24 protein-coding genes are annotated in these 25,372 nt (G+C 67.1%); 11 read left to right on the forward strand and 13 right to left on the reverse strand.

Annotated features, from left to right (window positions below; genetic code table 11):
* Positions 1-26 precede the first annotated feature (26 nt).
* Genes LG380_RS12750 through LG380_RS12760 form a run of 3 tightly spaced genes read left to right on the forward strand, consistent with a single transcriptional unit; the run spans position 27 to position 5,350 of the window.
* Positions 27-416: a type II toxin-antitoxin system VapC family toxin gene (locus tag LG380_RS12750; RefSeq protein WP_225765584.1), complete on the forward strand. Its 390-nt coding sequence runs from the start codon at positions 27-29 to the stop codon at positions 414-416.
* A 12-nt stretch (positions 417-428) separates the two neighbouring features.
* A complete protein-coding gene (locus LG380_RS12755) occupies positions 429-3,149 on the forward strand; it encodes a DEAD/DEAH box helicase family protein (RefSeq protein ID WP_225765586.1) in 2,721 nt (906 codons plus the stop codon).
* Positions 3,150-3,151: 2 nt separating this feature from the next.
* Complete coding sequence (locus tag LG380_RS12760; protein ID WP_225765588.1) at positions 3,152-5,350, forward strand: DNA methyltransferase; 2,199 nt, start codon at positions 3,152-3,154, stop codon at positions 5,348-5,350.
* A 215-nt stretch (positions 5,351-5,565) separates the two neighbouring features.
* Here LG380_RS12760 and LG380_RS12765 read toward each other — a convergent pair whose 3' ends face one another.
* Entirely contained in the window at positions 5,566-6,054 is a 489-nt protein-coding gene (locus LG380_RS12765) for an Lrp/AsnC family transcriptional regulator (protein ID WP_225765590.1), read from the reverse strand.
* Between the two features lie 128 nt (positions 6,055-6,182).
* Here LG380_RS12765 and phhA point away from each other — a divergent pair, with 128 nt between their 5' ends.
* Positions 6,183-7,073, forward strand: coding sequence for a phenylalanine 4-monooxygenase (gene phhA, locus LG380_RS12770; protein ID WP_225766613.1), 891 nt, complete (start codon positions 6,183-6,185; stop codon positions 7,071-7,073).
* A 55-nt stretch (positions 7,074-7,128) separates the two neighbouring features.
* Positions 7,129-7,962: a hypothetical protein gene (locus LG380_RS12775; protein ID WP_225765593.1), complete on the forward strand. Its 834-nt coding sequence runs from the start codon at positions 7,129-7,131 to the stop codon at positions 7,960-7,962.
* Between the two features lie 4 nt (positions 7,963-7,966).
* On the opposite strand, the gene LG380_RS12780 is transcribed toward LG380_RS12775, so the two are convergent.
* The 9 genes from LG380_RS12780 to LG380_RS12820 form a co-directional block, all read right to left on the reverse strand.
* The gene (locus tag LG380_RS12780) at positions 7,967-9,145 is read right to left on the reverse strand and encodes a GDSL-type esterase/lipase family protein (RefSeq protein WP_225765594.1); all 1,179 of its coding nucleotides are present in this window, start codon (positions 9,143-9,145) and stop codon (positions 7,967-7,969) included.
* Positions 9,146-9,250: 105 nt separating this feature from the next.
* Positions 9,251-9,889 (reverse strand): RpiB/LacA/LacB family sugar-phosphate isomerase, encoded by a 639-nt coding sequence (locus tag LG380_RS12785; protein ID WP_225765595.1) that lies wholly within the window; start codon positions 9,887-9,889, stop codon positions 9,251-9,253.
* 72 nt (positions 9,890-9,961) lie between these two features.
* The gene (gene kduD / locus LG380_RS12790) at positions 9,962-10,717 is read right to left on the reverse strand and encodes a 2-dehydro-3-deoxy-D-gluconate 5-dehydrogenase KduD (protein WP_225765596.1); all 756 of its coding nucleotides are present in this window, start codon (positions 10,715-10,717) and stop codon (positions 9,962-9,964) included.
* Positions 10,718-10,774: 57 nt separating this feature from the next.
* Positions 10,775-11,623, reverse strand: coding sequence for a 5-dehydro-4-deoxy-D-glucuronate isomerase (gene kduI / locus LG380_RS12795; protein WP_225765597.1), 849 nt, complete (start codon positions 11,621-11,623; stop codon positions 10,775-10,777).
* A gap of 128 nt (positions 11,624-11,751) precedes the next feature.
* Positions 11,752-12,810, reverse strand: coding sequence for a LacI family DNA-binding transcriptional regulator (locus tag LG380_RS12800; RefSeq protein ID WP_225765598.1), 1,059 nt, complete (start codon positions 12,808-12,810; stop codon positions 11,752-11,754).
* Positions 12,811-13,044: 234 nt separating this feature from the next.
* Positions 13,045-14,328 carry a TRAP transporter large permease gene (locus tag LG380_RS12805; RefSeq protein ID WP_225765599.1) on the reverse strand — a complete coding sequence of 428 codons (1,284 nt, stop codon included), beginning with the start codon at positions 14,326-14,328 and terminating at the stop codon, positions 13,045-13,047.
* 3 nt (positions 14,329-14,331) lie between these two features.
* Entirely contained in the window at positions 14,332-14,850 is a 519-nt protein-coding gene (locus tag LG380_RS12810; protein WP_225765600.1) for a TRAP transporter small permease, read from the reverse strand.
* 12 nt (positions 14,851-14,862) lie between these two features.
* Entirely contained in the window at positions 14,863-15,870 is a 1,008-nt protein-coding gene (locus LG380_RS12815; protein WP_225765601.1) for a TRAP transporter substrate-binding protein, read from the reverse strand.
* Between the two features lie 36 nt (positions 15,871-15,906).
* Complete coding sequence (locus LG380_RS12820) at positions 15,907-16,728, reverse strand: 2-keto-4-pentenoate hydratase (RefSeq protein WP_225765602.1); 822 nt, start codon at positions 16,726-16,728, stop codon at positions 15,907-15,909.
* Between the two features lie 198 nt (positions 16,729-16,926).
* Here LG380_RS12820 and LG380_RS12825 point away from each other — a divergent pair, with 198 nt between their 5' ends.
* The 3 genes from LG380_RS12825 to LG380_RS12835 all read left to right on the forward strand — a co-directional run bounded on the left by LG380_RS12825 (position 16,927) and on the right by LG380_RS12835 (position 20,187).
* A complete protein-coding gene (locus LG380_RS12825) occupies positions 16,927-17,832 on the forward strand; it encodes an alpha/beta hydrolase (RefSeq protein WP_225766615.1) in 906 nt (301 codons plus the stop codon).
* A gap of 3 nt (positions 17,833-17,835) precedes the next feature.
* The gene (locus LG380_RS12830; RefSeq protein ID WP_225765604.1) at positions 17,836-19,467 is read left to right on the forward strand and encodes a carboxylesterase family protein; all 1,632 of its coding nucleotides are present in this window, start codon (positions 17,836-17,838) and stop codon (positions 19,465-19,467) included.
* Between the two features lie 126 nt (positions 19,468-19,593).
* The gene (locus tag LG380_RS12835) at positions 19,594-20,187 is read left to right on the forward strand and encodes a cysteine dioxygenase family protein (protein ID WP_225765606.1); all 594 of its coding nucleotides are present in this window, start codon (positions 19,594-19,596) and stop codon (positions 20,185-20,187) included.
* Between the two features lie 24 nt (positions 20,188-20,211).
* Here LG380_RS12835 and folE read toward each other — a convergent pair whose 3' ends face one another.
* A complete protein-coding gene (gene folE / locus LG380_RS12840; RefSeq protein WP_225765608.1) occupies positions 20,212-20,808 on the reverse strand; it encodes a GTP cyclohydrolase I FolE in 597 nt (198 codons plus the stop codon).
* 141 nt (positions 20,809-20,949) lie between these two features.
* Between folE and LG380_RS12845 the strand changes: the two genes are divergently transcribed.
* Entirely contained in the window at positions 20,950-22,818 is a 1,869-nt protein-coding gene (locus LG380_RS12845) for a DUF885 domain-containing protein (protein WP_225765610.1), read from the forward strand.
* A gap of 56 nt (positions 22,819-22,874) precedes the next feature.
* Here the strand turns inward: LG380_RS12845 and LG380_RS12850 are convergent, their stop codons facing one another.
* A complete protein-coding gene (locus LG380_RS12850) occupies positions 22,875-23,783 on the reverse strand; it encodes a cobalamin B12-binding domain-containing protein (RefSeq protein ID WP_225765612.1) in 909 nt (302 codons plus the stop codon).
* A gap of 97 nt (positions 23,784-23,880) precedes the next feature.
* Between LG380_RS12850 and LG380_RS12855 the strand changes: the two genes are divergently transcribed.
* Positions 23,881-24,408 (forward strand): fasciclin domain-containing protein, encoded by a 528-nt coding sequence (locus tag LG380_RS12855; protein ID WP_225765614.1) that lies wholly within the window; start codon positions 23,881-23,883, stop codon positions 24,406-24,408.
* A 23-nt stretch (positions 24,409-24,431) separates the two neighbouring features.
* Entirely contained in the window at positions 24,432-24,659 is a 228-nt protein-coding gene (locus LG380_RS12860) for a DUF378 domain-containing protein (RefSeq protein WP_225765616.1), read from the forward strand.
* A 92-nt stretch (positions 24,660-24,751) separates the two neighbouring features.
* Here the strand turns inward: LG380_RS12860 and LG380_RS12865 are convergent, their stop codons facing one another.
* The gene (locus LG380_RS12865) at positions 24,752-25,300 is read right to left on the reverse strand and encodes a YdeI/OmpD-associated family protein (protein ID WP_225765618.1); all 549 of its coding nucleotides are present in this window, start codon (positions 25,298-25,300) and stop codon (positions 24,752-24,754) included.
* Between the last annotated feature and the right edge of the window lie 72 nt (positions 25,301-25,372).

A 25,372-nucleotide genomic window follows, 5' to 3' on the forward strand; every position in this document is an offset into this window, starting at 1 on the left:
AGCCGGCCGCAGGCAAGCGCGTCCTGGTGGACGCCAACGTTCTGCTGGACGTGCTGACGGACGATCCGGACTGGTACGAGTGGTCGGCGGCGCAACTGGATGCCTGCGCCGACAGGGCCGAGCTGTGCATCAACCCCATCATCTACGCCGAGGTTTCGGTCGGGTTCCAGCGCATCGAGGAGCTGGACGTCGCCCTGCCGGCCGATGCCTTCACCCGGCTGGAGCTGTCGTGGGAGGCCGGCTTCCTCGCCGGCAAGGCCTTCCTGCAATACCGCCGCGCCAAGGGCGCCCGCACCTCGCCGCTGCCGGACTTCTACATCGGCGCCCATGCCGCCATCGACGGCATGGCGCTGCTGACGCGGGATGCGAAGCGATATCGCACCTACTATCCCAAGCTTCAACTGATCTGCCCATAAGGACAGGGGACGATGGCACTTCATCCGCAATTTCCACGGTCGCCGTATGCGACGCCGGATCCGGAGCACCGATGGTTTCCGGCCGACGAGGCCTTGCGCGGCACGGCGTACGAGAAGCTGCTGCCGCCGCTGGTCGCCAAGATCCGGGAAGAGGTCAGCCAATGGCGCAAGGCCGGCTACCCCGGTACGTCCGCCACATCACTGGCCCTGCTGCGCTGGTGGTTCCAGACCCAGCACATGGTCGAACAGGCAGACCACAGCCAGTCCGAGTTCCGCTACTACTTCGCCCAGCGCGAGGCGGTGGAAACCGTCATCTGGCTGCACGACGTACGTCGCGCGCGCGACAAGTTTGACCTGATGCGCTTCGACGCCTCTGGCGCAGTCTCGGCGGGCATGTTCGACGAAGACTGGCCGCGCTACGTCTCCAAGATGGCCACCGGGGCCGGCAAGACCAAGGTGCTCTCGCTGCTGATCGCCTGGAGCTACTTCCACAAGCTCTACGAGCCCGACTCGACGCTGGCGCGCAACATGCTGCTGATCGCGCCCAACATCATCGTGCTCGACCGCCTGCGTACCGACTTCGATGGCCTGAAGATCTTCTTCAACGATCCCGTCCTGCCCGACAACGGTTTCGACGGCCACAACTGGCGCGACGACTTCCAGCTCACCCTGCACATCCAGGACGACGTGCGCATCGTGCGTCCGGTGGGCAACCTGTTCCTGACCAACATCCATCGCGTCTATCTCGGCGACGTGCCCGACCCATCCCTGGAAGACGACGACCTGCGCGACTACTTCCTGAGCCCCTTTGGTCCTAAACCTGTCGGCAAGACCACCGACAGCCAGACGGACCTGGGGGAGATCGTGCGCGAGATTGACGAGCTGGCCGTGTTCAACGACGAGGCACACCACGTCCACGATCCACGCATGGCGTGGTTCAAGTCCATCCAGGACATCCACCACCGGATGCTGCAGAAGGACGGCCGGCTCTCGTTGCAGATCGACGTCACCGCCACGCCAAAACACAACAACGGCGCGATTTTCGTGCAGACCGTTTCCGATTACCCGCTGGTGGAGGCCATCTACCAGAACGTGGTCAAGCATCCGACGTTGCCGGACGAGGCCAGCCTTGCGCGCCTGCAGGAACACAAGAGCGCGATCTTCGAGGAACACTACGCCGACTACCTCAACCTCGGCATCGAGGAATGGCGCAAGAGCTACGCCGAGCACGAGGCCACCGGCAAGAAGGCGGTGCTGTTCGTGATGGTGGATGACACCAAGAACTGCGACCAGGTTGGCGCGTATCTGGAAAAGACTGCCCCGGAGCTGGAAGGCCGGGTGCTCGTCATCCATACGAAGAAAAACGGCGAGATTTCCGAGTCGGCAAGCAACAAGGCGGCGAAGGACGAGTTGGACGTTCTGCGCAAGGCCTCAAACGACATCGACAGCTGGGACAGCCCCTATCGCGCCATCGTCTCGGTGCTGATGCTCAAGGAAGGCTGGGACGTGCGCAACGTCACCACCATCGTCGGTCTGCGCGCCTACAGCTCGAAAAGCAACATCCTGCCCGAGCAGACCCTGGGGCGCGGCCTGCGCCGCATGTACTTCGGCAGCGACCAGCCTGAGTACGTCTCGGTGATGGGGACCCAGGCCTTCATGGACTTCGTGCAGACCATCCAGACTGAAGGCGTGGAGTTCGAGCGCAAGCCGATGGGCAAGGGCGCCGGTCGCCAGCAGTCCTTGGTGGTGGAGGTGGATGCAGAGAACCCGGACAAGGACCTCGACGCGCTTGATATCGCCATCCCCAAGCTGAGCCGCCGCTTCAACCGGGAGTTCAAGGACCTGGCCGACCTCGACCCGGCCACGTTCGGTCAAACGCCGATTCCGCTCAGGCCGTTCACCCCGGAACAAACCCGCGAGATCGTGTTCAAGACAATGCTCGAAGGGGAGGTCCACCATACCGTCCACCTCGACGGGCTGGGGCCGGCGGACCATCGCTCCGTTGTGGGCTTCTTCGCCCGGCAACTCCTGAAGGAGCTGCGGCTGGTCGGCGGCTACGAGCTGCTGTATCCCAAGGTGCGCGGATTCCTCCGCGACCACCTGTTCCAGGCATCGCCCGTCGATCTCGACGACCCCTTGGTGCTGCGCAACCTGGCCGAACCAGACGCCGGCAAGATCGTCTTCGACCGCTTCAAGGCCGCGATCAACGCGCTGACAGTCAAGGACAGCGGCAGCTCGCGCATCGAGGACACCATCCGTCTGCGCAACACCCGGCCATTCCGCATGGAGAACCGCGAGTACCTGCCGGCGAAGAAGTCCATCTTCAACAGGATGGTGCCGGAGGCCACCGGCGGCGGCTTCGAGCTCAAGTTCGGCAAGTTCCTCGACGGCGCACCGGACGTGGCGAGCTTTGCCAAGAACTACCTCGCCGTGGGCTTCAAGATCGACTACGTGCGCGCCAATGGCGAGCTGTCCAACTACGTGCCGGACTTCCTGGTCAAGACGCCCGACGGCAAGGTCTGGGTCATCGAGACCAAGGGCCGCGAGGAGCTTGACCTGCCACAGAAGATGGCGCGCTTGCGCCAGTGGTGCGGGGAGGCCACCGAAGCCAGCCAGGCCGAAGGCGGGCCGGCATATCGCTTCGTGTACGTGGATCAGGGCGGCTTTGAGCGCCACCCGCCCACCTCATTTGCCGCGCTGGTCGCCGGCTTTACCGAATATCAGGAGTCTTGAGCATGGCGCGCCCGCAGAAGGAAGCCTATGACCTGTCCGACGCCGAAAAGCGCGATCTGATCCAGCTGATCCAGGCCGGCAAGCCCCTGCCGGAGAAATACCGCTTCCTGCTATTCGCCGACAAGCGCGAGGTGGAGCTGGTGTGGAACGGCAAGAGTGCCGACGTATGCACGGCTGTGTTGCCGTTCCAGACGCTGGAGCATGTGGACGAACCCCGCGAGGAGACCAGGGCACAGGCCGAACTGTTCGACGCCCGCGGCCGGCAGACGCAGGGCTGGACCAACAAGCTGATCTGGGGCGACAACAAGCTGATCCTCTCAAGCCTCAAGGCCGGCGCGCTGCGCCGGCAAATCGAGGACGCGGGTGGGCTGAAGCTGATCTACATCGACCCGCCGTTCGACGTGGGCGCCGACTTCAGCATGGACATCGAGATCGGCGGTGAGACCTTCCACAAGGAAGCGAATCTGCTGGAGCAAATTGCCTACCGGGATACTTGGGGGCGCGGGGCGGACAGCTTTATCAGCATGATCTATGAGCGGTTGATCCTGATGCGGGATTTGATGCATCCGGAAGGAAGCATTTACGTCCACTGCGACTGGCGAGTAAACGCCTTTATTCGCCAAGTGCTAGACGAGGTCTTTGGTTCTGACCATTTCATAAATGATCTCGTCTGGAACTACTTTGCATTCAAGCGAAAGACGGCGAAGAAGTTTCCACAAAAACACGATTCAATCATTTCGTTCCGGAAGGGTGAGCGCCATGTCTGGCGAACCCAGTTCAAGCCTCATTCTCCCGAGTACCTGAAGCGATGGAAGACGGACGCCGATGGGCGCCTTTATCGAGACGACGTGAATCCAACGGCTGGTGGTGCCCGAGTGATTTATTTGGATGAACTCGAGGGAGACATCGTAGATTCCGTATGGGATGACATTCCGCCAGTGAACCCGGCGGGCGCAGAAAGAGTGGACTATCCAACGCAGAAGCCCGAAGCACTGTTGGAACGCATTATCAAGGCGAGCAGCAACGAAGGTGACCTGGTCGCCGACTTCTTCACTGGCTCTGGCACGACTGCTGCGGTCGCGGAAAAACTCGGCCGCAAGTGGATCGCCACCGACCTCGGCAAATTCGCCATCCACACCACCCGCAAGCGCCTGATCGGCGTGCAGCGCGAGCTGAAGGCCGCCAACAAGCCGTTTCGCGCCTTCGAGCTTCTCAACCTTGGCCGCTACGAGCGCCAGGCCTACCTCAACGTCGGCGGCCGGCTGTCGGCCGAGCAGCGCGAACAGGCGCTGCTGCGGAAGGAAACCGAATTCCGCGAGCTGATCCTGCGCGCCTACAAGGGCGAGCCGCTGGCCAACGACGGCTTCTTCCACGGCAAGTACGCTGGCCGGCTGGTGGTGATCGGTCCGATCAACCTGCCGGTGGGGCGGCTGTTCGTGGAGGAGGTCATCACCGAATGCCGCAAGCGCGGCGCCACCCGCGTGGACGTGTTGGCGTTCGAGTTCGAGATGGGCCTGTTCCCGGCGGTGCTGGAGGAAGCCAAAGGCAAGGGCATCGACCTCACACCCAAGTACATCCCGGCCGAGGTGTTCGACAAGCGCGCTGTGGACCGTGGGCAGGTGATGTTCCATGACATTTCCTTCGTCGAGGCGACGCCGCGTTATGCCAAGGGCCGGACTGCCCGCGACAAGCTGACGGTGCAGATCGAACTGACCGACTTCTCCGTCTACTACACGCAGGGCGCCGCCGAGGCGGCCATCGCCGCGCTCAAGGATGGCAAGTCCGACGTGATCTGCGACCAGGGCCAACTGGTCAAGATCAGCAAGAGCAAGGAGGGCGCGGTGAAGCGCGAAGTCCTCACCAAGCACTGGACCGACTGGGTGGACTACTGGGCAGTGGACTTCGACTACCAGAACCGCAAGGAAATCATCCGCGTGCCGGTCGGCGCCGGCCCCGGTGGCGTGCTGCCCGGTTTCGAGCACGGCCAGCAGGACATGCCGCTGGAATTCGAGGACCGCTGGACCGGAGGCTACATCTTTGAGAACGAGTGGCAGAGCTTCCGCACCCGCAAGCAGCGCGAGCTGGAACTCATTACCGCCGAGCACACCTACGACCGCCCCGGCCGCTACACCGTGGCGGTGAAAGTGGTGGACATCTTTGGCAACGACACCATGACCCTGGTGCCGGTCAGTGTCGGATGAGCCTAGCGACGCGTGCGAGGTACACCAGCGGTACACCGCGCAGTTTTTGTGCGCTGCAATAAGCTAACGCAAATTATTGATCTTCAAGTAAAACCGGCTAACAAGAGCTAACGCCAACTTCCCTTATGGATCAGTAAGTTACTGATTCATAAGGCAACTTCTGATCCGCTGTACTGGAAAACGGCCGCCTTGCGCGGCCGTTTTCCTTTGCGCGCTCAGCCGCGCTCGAGCTGCGACAGCGGCAGCGCGCGGAATTCCTTGACCGTGCGCAGCACGAAGCTGGAATTGACGTCGGCCACCCCCGAGGCATTGAGCAGCTTGTCCAGCAGGAACGCCGAGAAATGGTCCAGGTCGCGCACGTAGACGTGCAGCAGGTAGTCCATGTCGCCGGTCAGCGCCTGGCAAGCCACCACCTCGTCCCACTCCTGTACACCTTCGGTGAAACGGCCGATCGCCGACTGGTCGTGCTTTTCCAGCTGCACGCGCACGAAGGCCTGCAGGCCCAGGCCGATCCGGCGCGGTTCCAGCCGTGCCCCATAGCCGGCAATCACGCCTTCGGCTTCCAGCCGCTGCATGCGGCGCAGGCACGCCGACGGCGACAGGTTCACCCGGGTGGCGAGTTCGGCGTTGGTGGCGCGACCGTCGCGCTGGATCTCGACGAGCAGCCGCAGATCCGTGCGATCAAACGTGGAATTCGCTGTCATTGTTGCCCTGCAACATGGTTCGTACGCAAACATATTGCGCGTATCGCCTTGTTGCGCGCAATTTTGCAATCCTGTTGCGCGGCCCGTTCCCTACCATCATGGGTCCCTCGTTCCTGGAGTTTCCCGTCATGGAAGCCACCGCGCGCCGCGTCGAACACCAGCAGACCGACAAGGGCTACGTGCCGGTCTACACCACGGCCGTGATCGAGCAGCCCTGGGACACCTACAGCGCCGACGACCACGCCACCTGGAGCACGCTGTACCAGCGCCAGCGGGAACTGCTGGTGGGCCGCGCCTGCCAGGAATTCCTGGATGCCCAGGACGAGATGGGCATGAGCGAGCACCAGATCCCGCGCTTTGACCAGCTCAATGAAGTGCTGGGCGCAGCCACCGGCTGGACCCTGGTCGGCGTGGAAGGCCTGCTGCCGGAGCTGGATTTCTTCGACCACCTGGCCAACCGCCGCTTCCCGGTGACGTGGTGGATCCGCCGTCCGGACCAGATCGACTACATCGCCGAGCCCGACTTGTTCCACGACCTGTTCGGCCACGTGCCGCTGCTGATGAACCCGGTGTTCGCCGATTATTTGGAAGCGTACGGCCGCGGCGGGGTCAAGGCGCACGCGATCGGCCCGGACGCGCTGCAGAACCTGGCCCGGCTGTACTGGTACACGGTGGAATTCGGCCTGATCAATACCGCCGAAGGCCTGCGCATCTACGGCGCCGGCATCGTCTCGTCCAAGGGCGAATCGCTGTACTCGCTGGAATCGGTCGCGCCCAACCGGATCGGGTTCGACCTGGAGCGGATCATGCGCACCCGCTACCGCATCGACACCTTCCAGAAGACCTACTTCGTGATCGACAGCTTCGAACAGCTGATGCAGGCGACCTCACCGGACTTCACCCCGATCTACGCCGCCCTGGCCGAACAGCCGCACCTGCCAGCCGGCGAGGTGCAGGCCGGCGACCATGTGTTCCAGCGCGGCACCGGCGAGGGCTGGAGCAGCGACGGCGACGTCTAACCGCGCTCTGCTGCCCCGTTATGCTCGCGCTTCCCGTAACGACGTGGGGACAGGGATGTCTGAGTGGCTGAAGGTCGTGTTTGTGGTGTTGCTGCTGGCGGCTCTGCTGCTGGCTGTGCTGGGTACCAGGGTCAGCTGGCGCCGTGCGTCCATGCCACCGGAAGAGTCGCTGGACCATCCGAAGCGTTCAACCCGCTACTACTACCGGTTCTGGTCGTGGGCGGTTGCCTATGGCCTGGCGATGATGATCTCCGTCGCCTACAGCAAGCCGTTGATGGAGCTCCTGTTCACCGGCAAGCCGCCCGTGCTGGGCGGTGGATTGCTGTTTTTTACCGCTCCACTCCCGGTCGCGGTGTTGTTTTTCCGGTTGGATCGCACCCTCGCCCGTTGGAGTGGCGCGCGGATACGCGCTGGGCGACGGCGGCTGGGGTTGCGTGGCTACCGGGTGCCGGTGGAACTGGAAGCGCCGCCAATTCCCGTGGCGTTCGCTACTGAAGCCACCCAGGCACAGGCGCCTGTCCGCACCATCAGCGGGCCGGATATGCCGGACCTGGAACTGGTGCGCGAGGTGGCACAGAAGCATTGGGATGCGATCAACTTCGCCCTGGCGTCAGGTGGCGATGTGGCAGCCGCACAGTTGCGCCAGCAACGCTTCCTCGACGACGCCGAACGCGAATTGCCCGCTGGGTCGATGGCACAGCTACGCGAGGTGTACGCCACGGAGAGCGCAACGCATGCTGCGCGCATGGCAGGCATCGCGCGGCGGCAGGTCGAAGTACGGGAGCAACAGGAGTTCCTGCGTGCCCGCGCCCGGACGAACGCCGTCATCATCGGCGCCATTGTTGCGGCCCTGCTGGTCTTCGGCGGCTGCGCGAAGCTGTTGGGCTGAAGCGCTACGGCTGCTGCACGGGATACGCCAGCAACACCACCAGGTCTTCCTCGCCGGTCTGTTGCAGGGCATGGGTGCTGCCGGTGCGGGTCAGCAGGGCATGGCCGGGACCGACCTCGTACTGGCGGCCGTCGAGCACGTACAGGCCGCGGCCGCTGACGATGTAGTAGATCTCGTCCTTGTGCTGTGGGTGCAGGCCGATGCCCGCGCCCCTGTGCAGCACGCGCTTGCGCAGCACGAACGGCAGGTCGAGCACATCGGCGAACAACGAGTGCGCGGTGGTCGGGCCGGCGCCACCGTGCGGGCCGGGCTGCTGCTTCGCCACGTCGTTCTCGTGCACCACCTGCGAGCCATTGCGCGGTTCGCCGGTAGCGGCGCGTGGCGCGGCCGGGACCGCGGCTGCCGAGCTGGGCGTGTTCGGCGGCGCCTTGGCCACCTCGGCCGCGCTGCTGGCGCAGTCGATGTCGCGCTGCATCTGCGGCTTGAGCTCGGGCTGCAGCTGCACCCAGCCGCGCATCACCTGGCAGGCCACGGCGGCGGCGCCGGCGGTGCTGAAGTGGGTGCCGTCGGCCTTGTCCTGTTCCGGCACGAACATGAAGTACGGCTTGGCGCCCTGCTCGCCCAGCGCGCGGATCCACGCCATCGAGCTGGCGTTGAGGTCGATCAGGCCGACCTTCTGCTCCTCCGCTACGCGCTTGACCGCCTCGGTGTACAGGCCATGGGTGTCGACCAGCGAACCGAAGTCGTACAGCAACCGTGCCACCGGGGTGATGAGGATCGGGGTGGCGCCCTTGCCGCGCGCAACCTCGATGTAGCGGGCCAGCAACCGCGGGTAGTCGGTCTTCGGATCGGTGTAGCGGCTCGGATCCTCGAACTTGGCGTCGTTGTGGCCGAACTGGATCAGCAGCACGTCGCCCTTGCCGATCTGCGCTGCGATGGCATCAAGCCGGCCCTCGTCGATGAAGCTGCGCGTGCTGCGTCCGCCAATGGCGTGGTTGCGCACTTCCCACCGGTCCGGATCCAGCCAGCCCTGCAGCATCTGCCCCCAGCCGGCCTGCGGTGCGCGCTCGGGGCCATAGCTGGCCGCGGTGGAATCGGCGGCGATGAACACGCGCTGCGGTTCGGCCAGCGCATGGCCGGCGGACAGGCACAACAGCAGCAACCACGGGATCGAACGCTTCATGCGGGCTCCGGCATCAGCAACGGGGACGGACAGTGGGGACACAAACAACATGGGCGCCCCGCGGGCGCCCGTGTGTGCCCGATCGGGCGTACAGCGGTGTGCGGCTTACTTGCCGAGCACGCCCTTGACGTAGGCAACGATGGCCTCGTCCTTGGCGTTGTCGAAGAACGCCTTCTGGAAACGCTCGCCGCCGACGGCCTGCTTGACCAGTTCCTGGTCGATGGACTTCAGGCCTTCGACGAAGTCCTTGGAAGCAGCAGCCTTGACCTGGGCCAGGATGCCGGCGTTGGTCATCTGCGATTCCTTGCGCTCGGCCGGGTAACCCTGGCCACGCTCGCCGGCGAAGGCCTTCTCGAAGATGTAGCGGATGTTGATTTCCGCGCCCCAGCCGTAGCCCTTGGCGAACGGCAGCGCCAGTGCGTTGCCGTTGTTGACCTGGGCGAACAGGAAGGCGTCGGTCGGCTCGATGCAGTAGCCGCAGTACACGCCCGGCCAGGCATTGAGCGACATCATCGCGCCCTGGCCGGTGCCGCAGCCGGCGACGACGAAGTCCACGGCCTTGGCATTGAGCAGCAGCGCGGCGCAGATGCCCAGGTGGATGTAGGTCAGGCGGTGGTCGTTGTCACCGTCCATACCGACGTTGAACACTTCGTGGCCCTGGGTGGCGGCCACGTCGTTGAGCTGCTGCAGGACCACCGGGTTCTTCGCGGCCTGGCTGAATTCCTGCATCAAGGCGATCTTCATTGCGACATTCTCTTGCTTAGGGGGAGAGGGTTGCGCGTGCGGGACCAGCCGCACGCGCGACAGGGAGTTGGATCAGCGTGCCAGCCAGCCGCCGTCGACCGGGATGATCGCGCCGTTGACGTAGTCCGAGGCACTGGAAGCCAGGAACACGGCGGCGCCGCCCAGGTCTTCCGGCTTGCCCCAGCGACCGGCCGGGATGCGGTCCAGGATCGACTTGTTGCGCTCCTCGTCGGCACGCAGCTGGGCGGTGTTGTCGGTGGCCATGTAGCCCGGGGCGATGGCATTGATGCACACGCCCTTGCCGGCCCACTCGTTGGCCAGCAGGCGGGTGATGCCGGCAATGCCGCTCTTGGAGGCGGTGTAGGACGGCACGCGGATGCCGCCCTGGAAGGACAGCATCGAGGCGATGTTGATGATCTTGCCGCTGCCCTGGGCGATGAAGTGCCTGCCGGCGGCCTGCGACATGAAGAAGGCGGACTTGATGTTGACGTTCATGACGTCGTCCCAGTCCTTCTCGGAGAACTCCACCGCATCGGCACGACGGATCAGGCCGGCGTTGTTGACCAGGATGTCCAGCCCGCCCAGGCCCTCGACGGTCTCGCGTACGACGCGCTCGACCGGCTCGATGGTGACCAGGTTCGCCTCGATGGCGAGGAAGCGGCGACCCAGCGCACGCACCTTGGCGGCAGTCTCGTCCGGCGGGGCGATGCCGGCGCCGGCAATGTCGGCACCGGCGGCGGCCAGCGCCAGCGCGATGCCCTGGCCCAGACCGGTATTGGCACCGGTTACCAGGGCGACCTTGCCTTCGAGACTGAATGGATTCGTCATGTGTTCCTCTCCAGGGGTGGTTCGGTACGTAATGGATGCCGGCCCGCGCCGGCGCGTTCACTTGAGCTGGCAGATGTCCAGCACGTGCATGTCGGTGTAGTCGAGGTTCTCGCCGCCCATCGCCCAGATGAAGGCGTAGTTGCTGGTGCCGGCGCCCATGTGGATCGACCAGGGCGGCGAGACCACGGCCTCGTTGTTGCGCATCACGATGTGGCGCTGCGCCTCGGGCTGGCCCATCAAGTGGTAGACGCGGTCGTTGTCGCCCAGGTCGAAGTAGAAATAGACCTCGCTGCGGCGGTCGTGCAGGTGCGGCGGCATGGTGTTCCACACGCTGCCCGGCTTGAGCACGGTCAGGCCCAGCAGCAGCTGCGAGGACTGGCAGGTGGCCGGCACGATGTACTGGTAGATCGTGCGCTCGTTGCTGGTCTCCAGCGCGCCGCGCTCCAGCGCCACCGCGTCCTTGATCGAGAGCTGCCTGGTCTCGAAGCGCGCATGCGCCGGGGTCGAGACCAGGTAGAACTGCGCCGGGTTGCCGGCATCGGTCGAGGCGAACTGCACGTCCTCGCTGCCCATCGCCACGTACAGGCCGTCCTTGGGCCCGAGCACGTGGTCGGTGCCGTCCACGGTCACCGTGCCTTGCCCGGCGCCCACGTTGATGACGCCCAGCTCGCGGCGTTCCAGGAACGGATGGCCGGCGGCCGAGGCCGGCTCGGTCTGCCGCGGCAGCGCCAGCGGCTGGGCGAGTGGTGCGGCGCCACCGACCACGAATCGCTCGTAGTGGGTGTAACTCAGCCGCAGCTCGCCGGGGACGAACAGGCCGTCCAGCAGGTACAGATCGCGCAGCTCATCGTTGCTGGCGCCGTGCACCACGCCGGGATGGGTTGCGTAATAGGTCTTCTGGTACATGGGTCGTCCTCCATCGCGCCGCGCGCGGCCAGGGATTGGGTCCATTCTAGCCGGGCTGGAAACCGGTGTCATTTTGCGGCGCAAGAAGCCGCGGACCGACCGCCATCGCGGCCGGCAAGGGCAGTGGATCAATCCTCCGGGGGCTGGCAGGAGTCGCGCACGATCAGGTGCGGGCGCACGCTGGCCATGGGCAGGGTCTGGCTGCCGTCGGGCTGGATCAGCATCGCCGCGGCAGTGCGGCCGGTGTCGCGGGTGTGCCGGCGCACCGAGGTCAGCGACGGCCACAGGCGCGAGGCCAGCGGGCTGTCGTCGTAGCCGACGATGGACAGCTGGCGCGGAATGTTGATGCCGGCGCGCATGGCGACCTTGTAGACGCCGGCGGCCATTTCGTCGTTTCCGGTGAAGATCGCGGTCGGCCGCTGCTTGCCCAGCAGCAGCTTCTCGGCCGCGGCCACGCCGGATTCGAAGGTGTAGCCGGCCTCGATGATCCGTTCCGGCGGCAGCTCGATGCCGCGCTTGGTCAGCGCGTCGATGAAGCCGGCGGTGCGCTCGTGCGCCGAGCGGTAGGCCGTGGGGCCGGTGATCAGGGCAATGTCGCGGTGGCCCAGCGACAGCAGGTAGTCGGCGGCTTCGGCGGCGCCGTCGCGGTCGTGGGTGATCACCATCTGCGAGGAGTCATCCAAAGGCAGCGAGGCGATCCGGGTATAGCGGCAGCCGATCTCGGCCAGCATGTCGGCCAGGGCCTGGTCCTCGGAGGCACGCGGCACCAGGATCACCCCGTGCAGCTTCTGCTGCTGCACGAAGCGGCGCACGCCCTCGATGTAGCCGGGGCTGCGGCTGTCGCACGGGTGCACCACCAGCTCGAAGCTGGAGCCGCGCAGCGCATCCAGCGCGCCGTACTGCATGTCCACGATGTACTGCGCGGTGGGGTTGTCGTAGACCATGCCGATCAGGAACGAGCGCCGGAACGCCAGGCCGCGGGCCAGCGGGTCCGGCGCGTAGCCGACCTCGCGCATCAGCGCCTCGACCTTCTCGCGGGTGTCCTTACGCACCAGCGGCGAGTTGTTGATGATCCGCGAGACCGTCTTCTTGGAGACTCCGGACAGGCGCGCGATGTCGTTGATGGTGGCGGCCTTGCCCCCGGTCCTGGGGGCGCTTTCGAGGTCGGTCTTGCTACGCAGGGACATGGTCTTCAACCGTCAATACAGGGGTTCAACGGCCGCGCGCCATCCGGCGCGCGGTGCGAAGTGGCGGAGTGGCCTGTCCACCGCCGGCCAGCGGGCCAGGGGCAGGAATGTCCCGCGACATCGCGATGGTAGCCCGAGACACCGCCCGGTAACGGAACTCCGTACCGACCGGCCCGGGCCGGTGGCGAACATGGTGCGGCTGGCGGCGGCGGGCCGCCGGCCAGCCCGCCGGCCTCAGCTGCGCAGTAACTGCGGCAGCCACAGCGACAGCTGCGGGAAGAACGCCACCACCAGCAGCACGCCCAGCCCGACCAACCAGAACGGCCAGATGGTGCGCATGCTCTCGCCGACGCTGATCTTGCCGATCGCCGTGCCGATGAACAGCACCGAGCCCACCGGCGGCGTCACCAGGCCCAGGCCACCGGTCAGCACCAGCACCAGGCCGAAGTGGATCGGGTCGATGCCATAAGCCCTGGCCACCGGCAGGAAGATCGGCGTGCAGATCAGGATCATCGGCGCCAGGTCCATGAAGGTCCCCAGCAGCAACAGCATGACCACGATCATCAGCAGCACCATGTACTTGCTGTGGGCGAAGGACTGCAGGAATTCCACCGCCGCGGTCGGCACCTGCAGGTAGGCCAGCAGCCAGCCGAACACCGCCGCGGTGGCGATCACGAACAGGATCACGCCGGTGCTGCGCGCCGCGTGTACCACGGTTTCGAGGAATTCCTTCAACCGCAGCTGGCGGTACATCACGGTGGTCACCAGCAGCGCGTAGACCACGGCAATGGCCGCCGACTCGACCGCTGTGAAGATGCCGGCGCGGATGCCGACGAAGATCAGCGCCACCAGGCCCAGGCCCGGCAGGGCCGAGAGCAGGCGCAGCATTACCGCGCGCATGCCCGGGAAGGCTTCAACGCCGTAGCCGCGGCGACGCGCGACCACATAGCCAGTGACCATCAGTGCGACGGTCATCAGCAGCGCGGGCACGATGCCGGCGGCGAACAGGTCGGCGATCGACAACCCGCCACCGGCCGCGGCCGAAAACAGGATCAGGTTGTGCGAGGGCGGCACCAGCAGCGCCACCAGTGCGGCGGTGATGCTGACGTTGACCGCGAAGTCACGGTCGTAACCGCGCTTGACCATCTGCGGGATCATCGTGCCGCCCACCGCCGAGACGTCGGCGATCGCCGAGCCGGACACGCCGCCGAAGAACAGCGACGACAGCACCGACACCTGGCCCAGACCGCCACGCAGGCGGCCGACCAGCGAGGAGGCCAGCGCGATCAGGCGTTCGGAGATGCCGCCGCGCATCATGATTTCGCCGGCGAAGATGAACAGCGGAATGGCGATCAGCGAGGCCGAACCGGTGCCGGCCGAGATCTGCTGCACCAGCACGATCGAGGGGATGTCCAGGTACAGCAGGGTGGCCAGCGCCGCGGCGGCCAGTGCATAGGCCACCGGCACGCCGATCACCAGCAGGATCGCAAAGACAAGGAACAGGATGGCGATACCCATGGCTCAGCTGCCTCCTTCGAGGGTGGCCGGGCGCAGCGACAGCACCAGGCGGTTGAGCGCGAACACCACCATCAGCGCACCGCCCATGCTCAGCGGCAGATAATTGATGCTCTGCGGCATCGATGCGCCGGCGGCCTTGATCGACAGGCCATCGAACAACAGCACGCCGGCCCACCAGGCGATGAAGCCGCCGATGGTGGCGATCACCAGCGGCACGATCACGTCGATCAGCCGGCGCACGCCCGGGCGCACGTGGTCCTGCAGCAGGAAGAAGCCGAAATGTCGGTTGGTGTGCACGCCACCGGCCGCGCCCAGGCTCATCGCCGTGGCCAGCAGCAACAGGGTGACCGGTTCGGTCCAGCTGGGCGAATCGTTGATCACATAGCGGGCGAAGACCTGCCAGCCCTGCACCACCACCAGCCCGAGCAGGGCCACGACGGCGGTATGGATGGCAAGGTCGGCGAGCCGGGCCAGCACGCGCTGGGCACCGGTGGGAACGGGAATCTGGGTCGTGTCGGACATTCGCGGTGGGCCTCAGGCGAAGTCGCGGATGCGACGGTGCAGGGAAGCGATTTCGGGCTGGCCGAGGTAGCGCTGCAGCAGCGGCTGCGCGGCCTGGCGGAACGCGGCCATGTCGACCTCGTTGGCCTGGATGCCGGCGTCGAGCACGGCCTGGCGGGCCGTGCTTTCCGAGGCATCCCAGCGCTCGCGCATCACCTTGACCGAGGCGCGGGCGGTTTCCAGCAGCAACTGGCGATCGGCCGGGGCCAGCGTCTCGAAGCTGCGCCGCGACATCAGCAGCACGTCCGGCGCGTAGGAGTGCTCGCTCTGCGACCAGTAACGCGCGGCCTCGAAATGGCGGCTGGAATGGAAGCTGCGCATGTTGTTCTCGGCGCCGTCGATCATGTGCGTCTCCATGCCGGAGAACGTGTCGCCCAGCGACATCGGCGTCGGGTTGGCCCCGAGCAGGCGCATCAGCTGGATGAAGATGTCCGAGCTGGCCACGCGCAGCTTCAGGCCGTGCAGGTCGGCCGGGGTCACGATCGGGTGCTTGGTGTTGTAGAAGCAGCGCGCGCCCGAGTCGTAGATCGCAAGGCCCACCAGGTCGCGGTTCTCGAACCCGGCCAGCACCGCATCGGCGATGCCGCCATCGAGCGCGGCGCGCATGTGCGCGACCGAATCGAACACGTACGGCAGGCACAGCGCCTGGGTCAGCGGGAAGGCGTTGTTGAGCGCGCCCGAATACACGCGGGTGATGTCGATGGCGCCGAAGCGGGCCATGTCGATCGCCTCGGCCTCGCGGCCGAGCTGGCCGGAGTGGTACTGGCGCAGCTTCAGCCGGCCACCGGTCTCGCGCTCCAGCGTCTCGCCGATCCACTTCACCGCGGTGACTGTGGGGTAGTCGGCCACGTGTACGTCGGTGGCGGTCAACAACTGGGTGCCGGTGGCCGCCACGTCCTTGCCGCCAGCGCCGCAGGCACCCAGCAGCGGCGCGGCCATCGCGCCCAGGCTGGTGGTCAGGAAACCTCTGCGAGTAATCATTGCGCCCTCCCGCGCCTTCGCCGTCGTTTACCGGGCTTACCCGGCGGCGACGGCCCTGCAAGAAATGCCGCCGTGGCCCACGAACTCGATCATGGCCTGTTGGCCGATGGCGATGTCGTGGATGCCGGTGGCGTTGCCGGTGGCGATGAGATCGCCCTTCTTCAGCGGACGCCCGCGCCTGGCCGAGCGGGCCAGCGCGAAGGCAAAGGCGCCGCGCAGGCCACCGGGCAGCCGGCAGGCACCGCCGGTGCCGACCACCTCGCCCTCGATCCGGGTCTCGGCAACCAGCCCGGCCTCGTCCAGCGCGGTCCAGTTGGCGATCTCGCCCCCCAGCACCAGCCCGTTGTTGTTGCCGAAGTCGGACACCACCACGATCGGACCGAGCTGGTTGATGGTCGCCAGCGGGCTGCTGGCCACTTCCACGCCGATGTGCAGGGTGGAGGGCAGCTGCGCGGCTTCTTCCGGGCTCCAGTGGAGCTTGTCGGCCGGCGCGTCGGCGTCCAGCCGCAGCACGTACTCGGCCTCGACCGCGCCGAAACCGCCTGCAAATACCGGGATATCCACGATGGCACCGGTAGCATTCCAGAGCTTGCGGGAAAAGATCGGGCCCAGCAGGCGTTCGTCACCGGACTGGTCGCGGCGCTCCGGGGCGATGAAGCCGACCTTCCAACCAACCACCGCATCGCCCCACTGGGCGATGGCCTGGTCCTGGAGTTGGTACGCCGCTTCCAGGTCCGCCGGAATCGAGCCCGGGAAGGCGGGCAAGGCCTGCCCGCGGCGACGTGCGTCGAGGAACTGCCGGACGATTCCGGTCGCCTCGGCTTCGGGGTTTTCCTGTTTGCCTTGATCGCTGCTCAAGTGCGTCTCCTGGGGGTCGTGTTGCACTGCCAATCGACAGTCGTCAGGTTGGCTGTATATGGTAAACCGGTGTCATCTGGCAATCCGCGCCGCAACAACGGCCGGCCCTGCCGGGGGCCGATTGCCCTTCCGGAGCCTGCGATGTTCCCCGTGATCCGCCGCTGCTGCCTGCTTGTCGCCCTGGCCTTCCCGGTCGCCATGGCCGTGGTACCGGCTCAGGCCGCCGATGGCCCGTGCCTGCCGCTGTGGCCCGGCGGACTGGCACCATTGGACACGCCGCTGGCCCAGCCGGAGCGGATGGTCGAGCGCAGCGATGACCCCGCCCTGCCCGACCGTTATGTCGACCACATTTCCACCCCCTGCATGACCGTCCACCGCCCGGCGCGGCCCAATGGCGTCGGCGTGCTGGTCCTGCCCGGCGGCGGCTACCAGCGCGTGGTGCTGGACAAGGAGGGCAGCGCGCTGCTGCCCGACTTCGTCGAGCGCGGCGGGCTGACCCTGTTCGTGCTGCGTTACCGCCTGCCGGGCGAGGGCCGCACCGACGTGCAGGCCGCGCTGGCCGACGCGCAGCGCGCGCTGCGGCTGATCCGGGCCGGTGCGGGCGACTGGGGCCTGGACCCCGGCCGCATCGGGGTGATGGGCTTTTCCGCCGGTGGCCACCTGGCGGCGCGGCTGGGCACCGGTTTCGCCACCGGGACCTATCCGGCGGTAGACAAGGCCGATTCCCTTCCCGCGCGCCCGGACTTCCAGCTGCTCATCTACCCGGTGATCGACATGGAGGGGCCGGACACCCATGCCGGCTCGCGCCAGCGCCTGCTCGGCAATGCGCCTGATGCCGCGGCACTGCACCGCTTCTCGATGCAGCACCAGGCCAGCGCGGACACGCCGCCGACCTTCCTGCTGCACGCCCAGGACGACGAGGCGGTGCCGGTCGGCAACAGCCTGCTGTTCCACCGGGCCCTGCTGCAGGCCGGCGTGCCGACGCAGATGCACATCTTCCCGCGTGGCGGCCATGGCTTTGGCGTGCGCGGCACCGTGGGGCTGACCGTGGCGGCGTGGCCCCGGCTGGCCCTGGACTGGATCCACGCACTGCCCGAGGACTGAGCAATGGCCGACGACACCCCGATTTCCCCGCCCGGCATGGCGCTGGATCGCCGCGACTTCCTGCGCGGCAGCGCCCTGCTCGGCGCGGGCCTGGCGCTGGCAGGCTCGCCGCTGGCCCATGCCGCACCACCAGCCAGCTCCTTGGCGCGGACCCGCAGCGGCCACATCGCCGGCCAGCGCGAAGGCGGTATCCATGTGTTCCGGGGCATTCCCTATGGCGCCGACACCGCGCCGCGCAGGTTCCAGCCGGCGCTGCGCGAGGCCCGCTGGCGCGGCGTGCGCGAGGCTCTGGACTTTGGCAACGCCGCGCCGCAGGGCGGTGGCGAAGGCCCGGGCAGCGAGGACTGCCTGTACCTCAACGTGTGGACGCCGGGCCTGCGCGATGGCGGCAAGCGCCCGGTGCTGGTCTACATCCACGGCGGTGGATACAACAACGGCTCCGGCTCCAGCCCGCTGTACGACGGGGGTAACCTCGCCCGCCATGGCGACGTGGTGGTCATCACCGTCAACCATCGGCTCAACCTGTTCGGCTACCTCTACCTGGCCCAGCTCGGCGGGCCGGCGTTTGCCGATTCGGGCAACGTCGGCCAGCTGGACCTGGTGCAGGCGCTGCAGTGGGTACGCGAGCACGCGGGCGAGTTCGGCGGCGATGCCGGCAACGTCACCGTGTTCGGGCAGTCCGGCGGCGGCGCCAAGATCGCCACGCTGATGGCGATGCCGGCTGCGCGCGGGCTGTTCCATCGCGCCTGGACCATGAGCGGCCAGCAGGTCACCGCCGCCGGCCCGCGTGCGGCCACCCAGCGCGCGCAGCTGGTGCTGGAGCACTTCGGCGCGCGCGACGCGCAGGCACTGGCCACGATGCCGATGGAAAAACTCCTGGAAGCCACCAGGCTGCGCGATCCCTCGCGCGTGGAGGACACCTCGCTGTACCTGGGCCCGGTGCTGGATGCGCGCGCGCTGCCGGCGCATCCCTTCTGGCCGCAGGCGCCCGTGCAGTCGGCCGGCATCCCGATGGTGATCGGCAATACCCACGACGAGACCCGCGCCTTCCTCGGCAATGACCCGCGCAACTTCGAGCTGGGCTGGGACGAGCTCCCCGCCAGGCTGGAAACCCAGCAGTACGTGGACCTGTTGCCGTCGGTGGTGATCGACGAGTACCGCCGCCTGTATCCGCAGTACACGCCGTCGGAGGTGTTCTTCGCCGCGACCACCGCCGGGCGCTCGTGGCGCGGCGCGGTGGAGGAACTGGAAGCGCGCGCGCGGCAACCGGCCGGTGCGGCGCCGACCTGGGCCTACCAGCTGGACTGGTACGCACGCGGCGGCGAGGCGGAGAAGCTGCGCGCCTTCCACACCCTGGACATCCCGCTGGTGTTCGACAACCTCGACCTGCCGGAATCACGCACCGGCACCAGTGACGACGCTCGTGCCATGGCCGCGGCGATGCGCGACGCGCTGCTGGCATTCGCCCGCCACGGCGATCCCAACCACGCCGGCCTGCCGCGCTGGGAACCGTACGACCTGGCGCGACGACAGACGATGGTGTTCGACTCGCCCAGCCGGCAGGTCGACGACCCGCGCGGCGGCGAGCGCCGGCTCTACCAGCAGGCACCCTTCATCCAGCGCGGCACGTTCTGAGCAATGAGGTGATATCCAGTGAAACGGGGGCGAACCCCCGGCAACATGCCGTGATAAGCCGGAATCGGCGCGAGCGTGGCACCGCGGCGAACACTTGATTAACTGCGCTCCACTAGACTGTCGCCCATGACAGCCGACTTTCTTCTTCCGCAGTGCCGCGGCGGCACGCGCCTGATCGAACAACTGGACCGCGCCGTGCAGGCCGGCAATGCCGGAGAGGTAGCCGCAGCCGTGGAGCGCGTGCTGCTCGACGCCATTGCCGATCCGGGCATCGAACTGCCGTCGGTGATCCGCGAGCCGGTGGAGGGCCATTACGCACGCCGCGAGATCTACCGCAGCGCCGCGCATGGCTACAGCGTGATCGCGATGACCTGGGCCCCGCACCAGGGCACGCCGCTGCACGACCATGACGGGCTGTGGTGCGTGGATGGCGTGTGGCAGGGCGACCTGCAGGTCACCCAGTACGAGCTGCTGGAAGAGCAGCCGCAGCGCGCGCGCTTCCGCGTCGTGGGCACGATTCCGGCCGGGCCCGGCAGCGCCGGAAAGCTGGTGCCGCCGCATGAATACCACGTGCTGCAGAACCCCAGCGACGACACCGTGGCGGTGTCGGTGCACGTGTACCAGGCGCCGATGGAACACTGCACGGTGTTCCTGCCCGAGGGCGGGGACGGCTGGTTCCGCCGCGAGGAAAAACTGCTGCTGGTCGACGACGCCTGCTGAGACAGGCGTCGCCGCAGCGAGGGGTCAGCGCTTGCCGCCGACCTCGATGAACTGCAGGAACTCGGCGCGGGTGCGCGCGTCGTCGCGGAACGTGCCCAGCATCTTCGACGTGACCATCGACACGCCGCGCTTGTGGATGCCGCGCGTGGTCATGCACTCGTGCGCACCTTCCACCACGACGCCCACGCCCAGCGGCTGCAGCACGTCCTGGATGCACTGCGCGATCTGCGCAGTCATCTTCTCCTGCACCTGGAAACGGCGCGCATAGGCTTCGACCACCCGCGCCAGCTTGGAGATGCCCACCACCTTGCCGGCCGGCAGGTAGCCCACGTGTACGCGGCCGATGATCGGCGCCATGTGGTGTTCGCAGTGGCTTTCGTACTCGATGTCGCGCAGCACGATCAGTTCGTCGTAGCCGGCCACTTCCTCGAAGGTGCGTTCCATGTAGGCGCGCGGGTCCTCGCGGTAACCACTGAACCAGTCGCCATAGGCCTCGGCCACGCGTCGCGGGGTATCCAGCAGGCCTTCGCGCGCGGGGTCTTCGCCGGCCCAGCGCAGCAGGGTGCGCACGGCGTCCTCGGCCTGGGCCTGGGTGACGGGCGGATTCTTGGGGTCGGCCATGGGACGGTGCCTGCAATGCCTGTAATACGGGGGCGACATGCTACCAGCCGGGCCCTGCCCGAGCATGACCGGCAGCGCTGCCTGCCCGCACGCGGCCCGCAGCAGGCACAATCGCCGCTGGCTCTTCCACTGGACTCCTGCATGCGTCATTACCCTGCCTGTACCGCCCTTGCACTGGCCCTGGCCCTGTCGCTGGGCGCCTGCTCCCGCGATGCCGCCCAGCCGCAGCCGCAGAACCCGGTCGCCAGCGCCGAGGCCATCCAGGCCGAAACCGAACGACTCAATGCCTGGTTCGAGACCAAGTACGAGGAGCTGCTGCAGTTCAGCCCGATGGGATTGTCGGTGCTGGGCCGCAAGGACAAGTACGACCAGGTCGATGACCTGTCCGAGGAAGGCATGCGCAGGCAGCTGGCCTGGCGCGAGGCCACGGTCAAGGAGATGGAGGACCAGTTCGACTACACCAGGCTGGATCCGGAGGCGCAGCTGTCCTGGGACCTGTGGAAGAAGCAGTACGAGAACGAGCGCGACGGCCTGGCCTTCCTGCTCAACGACTACCCGTTCGACCAGATGAACGGCATGCAGAACTTCGTGCCGACCTTCCTGATCAACTACCACAAGGTCGACGAGGAGCAGGACTACCTCGCCTATATCAGCCGCATCAACAAGCTCGGCACCGCGTTCGACCAGGCGCTGGATCGCGCGCGCGCCGCGGCCGGAAAGGGCATTCGCCCGCCGCGTTTTGCCTGGCAGGGCGTCATCGACCAGTCCAGGAAGGTGATCAGCGGCGCGCCGTTCGATGGCGGCGCCGACAGCGCGCTGTGGGCCGACGCCCAGGCCAAGGCCGACAAGCTGGCCAGCGACGGAAAGATCACTGCCGAGCGCGCGGCCGAGCTCAAGCAGCAGGCGCGTACCGCGCTGGTGGAGCAGTTCAAGCCGGCCTACGAGCGCGTGATCGCATTCGGCCAGGAACAACTGCCGCTGTCGCTCGAGAACCCTGCCGGTATCGGCACCACCCAGCCCAATGGCGCGGAGTACTACACCCAGCTGCTCCGCATGCACACCTCCACTGACATGGATGCCGAGCAGATCCACCAGCTTGGCCTGTCGGAAGTGGCCCGCCTGCGCGGCGAGCTGGAAAAGGTGCAGAAGACCATCGGCGTGGAAGGCGACCTGCAGGCGTTCTTCAAGCATGTGCAGGACGATCCGGCACAGCGCTTCCCCAACACCGATGCCGGCCGCCAGGCCTACATCGACGAGGCCAAGGCCAAGATCGAGAACATCCGCCAGCACTTGCCCGAGTACTTCGGCCTGATGCCCAAGGCCGCGCTGGAAGTGCGCCGCGTGGAAGCCTTCCGCGAGCAGGACGGCGCGGCCCAGCACTACCACCCGGGTACGCCGGATGGTTCGCGTCCGGGCGTGTACTACGCGCACCTGTCGGACATGAACGCGATGCCGAAGACCGAGCTGGAGGTGATCGCCTACCACGAGGGCCTGCCGGGCCATCACATGCAGATCGCCATCGCCCAGGAACTGACCGGCGTGCCGACCTTCCGCACGCAGTCGTTCTCCACCGCCTACATCGAGGGCTGGGGGCTGTACTCGGAGAGCCTGGCCAAGGAAATCCCGGGCACCTACGAGAACCCGTATTCGGAATACGGCCGGCTGATGTCGGAGATGTGGCGTGCGATCCGCCTGGTGGTGGACACCGGCATTCATGCCAAGGGCTGGACCGAGCAGCAGGCGTTTGACTACTTCCGCGCCAACAGCTCGGTGCCCGATGCGGCGATCCGTTCGGAAATCCAGCGTTACCTGATCATGCCCGGCCAGGCCACGGCCTATAAGGTCGGCATGATCCGCATGCAGGAACTGCGCAGGAAGGCCGAGAAGGAACTGGGCGACAAGTTCGACATCCGCGGTTTCCACGACACCGTGCTCGGCGGCGGCAGCCTGCCGCTGGACCTGCTGGAGCGCCGCGTCGATCGCTGGATCGCGCAGAAGAAGGCCGCCTGATCCGGTCGTTCCTTCGCTGACGAAAGGGCCGGCATCATGCCGGCCCTTTTTTGTTTCTATGCCGCCAGCGGCTCGCCGCGGCCGGTGACGCCCAGCCGCTGCAGCAGCCGTCCCAGCGCCTGCGGATCGGTCACCGCATGCACCCGCGTGCTGCCCAGCGCCTCGTCCAGGTAGCGCGCATTGGCTCCGCCCACCCACACCGGGATCGCCGGATCCAGCGTCGCGTCCAGCCCCTGCAGTTCGGACAGCGCCAGTGGCGCCTGCCCGGGGTCGATCGAGCTGACCGCAATGGCCGCCGGCTGCAGCCGCTCGGCCACGCGCACCAGTTCGGCCGCCGGCAGTTCGCTGCCCAGGTACAGCACCGGCGCCCCGGCCTCGTGTGCATGCAGCGCCGCGCCCAGCAGGCCCAGCTCGTGCGGCTCGCCGGGCAAGGTGGCGAACAGGATGCGCGGCCGCCGCTCTCGCGGGTGCTGGTTGAGTACCGACAGCAGGCGCGCGCGCAGCAGGCTGCTGACCAGCCGCTCCTGGGCGATCGCCAGGCGGCCGTCGGCCCAGCGCAGGCCGACCTCGCGCAGCAGCGGCATCAGTACCCGCTCCAGCAGCACCTGGATCGGGAGCGTGGCGATGGCCAGTGACAACTCGCGATCGAACAGGTCCACCCGGTACTCGGCCACCGCATCGAGCATCCGTCCGGGCAGCACTTCCAGCCCGCCGTAACCGGTGCTGCGGCTTTCCTCCAGCAGCGCGTCCAGCGCGGCATCGTCCAGACCGGCCAGGTCACGGATCGGATGGCCGCGGTCGGTCAGGCGGTGCAGGCGGCTGAGCCGCTCGATCATCGCCGCGTCGTAGAGGCGGCGTCCGGAGGCATCACGGTGCGGCACCACCGCGCCATGGCGGCGCTCCCAGGCGCGCAGGGTTTCAGGGCTGAGCCCGCTGAGTTCGGAGGCGGCTTTGACCGGATACATGCGCGGGAATGTACAACCTTCGTACAAGCTCTGGGTCGACGCGTGTGTAACGCTGCGGACGGAAGACTGGCCCCGTACCCCCCCCCGGAGTTCCGCCATGTCCCGCCTCACCCGCTCTACCCGCACTCTCGTCGCTGCGCTGGCCCTGGGCCTGGCCGCGCCGATGGCCTGGGCCGCCCCAGCCACCACCACCGCCCCGGCCGCGCGTGCCCAGGCCGACATCGTCGACACCGCCGTGGCGGCCGGCCAGTTCAACACCCTGGCTGCCGCGCTGAAGGCTGCCGGCCTGGTCGACACCCTGAAGGGTGCCGGCCCGTTCACCGTCTTCGCCCCGACCGACGCCGCCTTCGCCGCGCTGCCGGCCGGCACCGTCGAGAACCTGCTCAAGCCGGAGAACAAGGCCAAGCTGGCCTCGATCCTGACCTACCACGTGGTCCCGGGCAGCTACCCGGCCGCGCGCGTGACCACGCTGGACAAGGCCACCACCGTGCAGGGCGGCCAGATCGACATCACCGTCGCTGGCTCTGGCGTCAAGGTCGATGACGCCAATGTCGTCACCGCCGACGTCACCGCCAGCAACGGCGTCATCCACGTCATCGACAAGGTCCTGATGCCGGGCGGCTGAGCCCACCTTCCAAGGAGATAGCCATGAAAGCACTCAACATCATCACCCTGGTCCTCGTGATCATCGGTGGCATCAACTGGGGCCTGGTGGGACTGGCCCAATTCGATCTGGTCGCCGCGATCTTCGGTGGCCAGGATGCGGCGCTGGCCCGCCTGGTCTACACCCTGGTCGGTGTATCGGCCCTGTGGCAGCTGGTTCCGTTGTTCCGCGCCGGCAACACCGGCGAGGTGCGCGCTCAAGCGCACCGCTGAAGTGCTGTAGAACTCCCTGTGTAAGACCCTGTGTGACTGGTTGTGTGCCGCCGCCCACCGCAAGGTGGGCGGTTTTTGCGTGTGTTGCTAGTTCAGCGCGCGGGAGTCGGCGCGTGCAGTGACTTGTCGAACATGCCCGAACGGTCGAAGCAGCACGCCCGCCGCTGGCCCTTGCCCAGCTTGTCGCAGGCCACGCCGATGCGTTTTGCACGGGTCTCGGCCTTCCTGCCGGAGGTGACCCAGGCGATCCAGTCGCGCCTTGCCACCGCGGTGATGTCGCGCCAGGTCGCCAGCGCTGCGGGATGCCCGGCCAGTGCCGTGGCCAGGTCGTCGGGCACTTCCGGTTCCGGCTCGACCGCGGCGCGTGAGACCTGCAGCTGCACCCGGTCGCCCGCGGCGACGCCCGCTGCCTCGCATAGCGCTTTTTCCACCTTCAACCAGTGCCCGCCTTCGCCATCCGGTTGCAGCGTGGCGAGCAGCGGCTGCCTGGCGAAGCTGCCCTCCACGCTGACCATGCTGCGCGTGCCCAACTGCGCGCTGGCATCTGCGGGCACGCGCAGGAACAGCCAGTCCGCATCGGCTGGCTCGGCCGGCCGATGCAGTGGCGTCTGGAAACGCAGGATGTCGGCGGTCTTGGCCATCGCCGCGGACGATAGCACCGGGGCCCGACCACACCTGCAGCGCTGCCGCGCCCGCGTGCAGGCAAACGACGA

Source organism: Stenotrophomonas sp. Marseille-Q4652, assembly GCF_916618915.1.
GTDB lineage: Bacteria > Pseudomonadota > Gammaproteobacteria > Xanthomonadales > Xanthomonadaceae > Stenotrophomonas.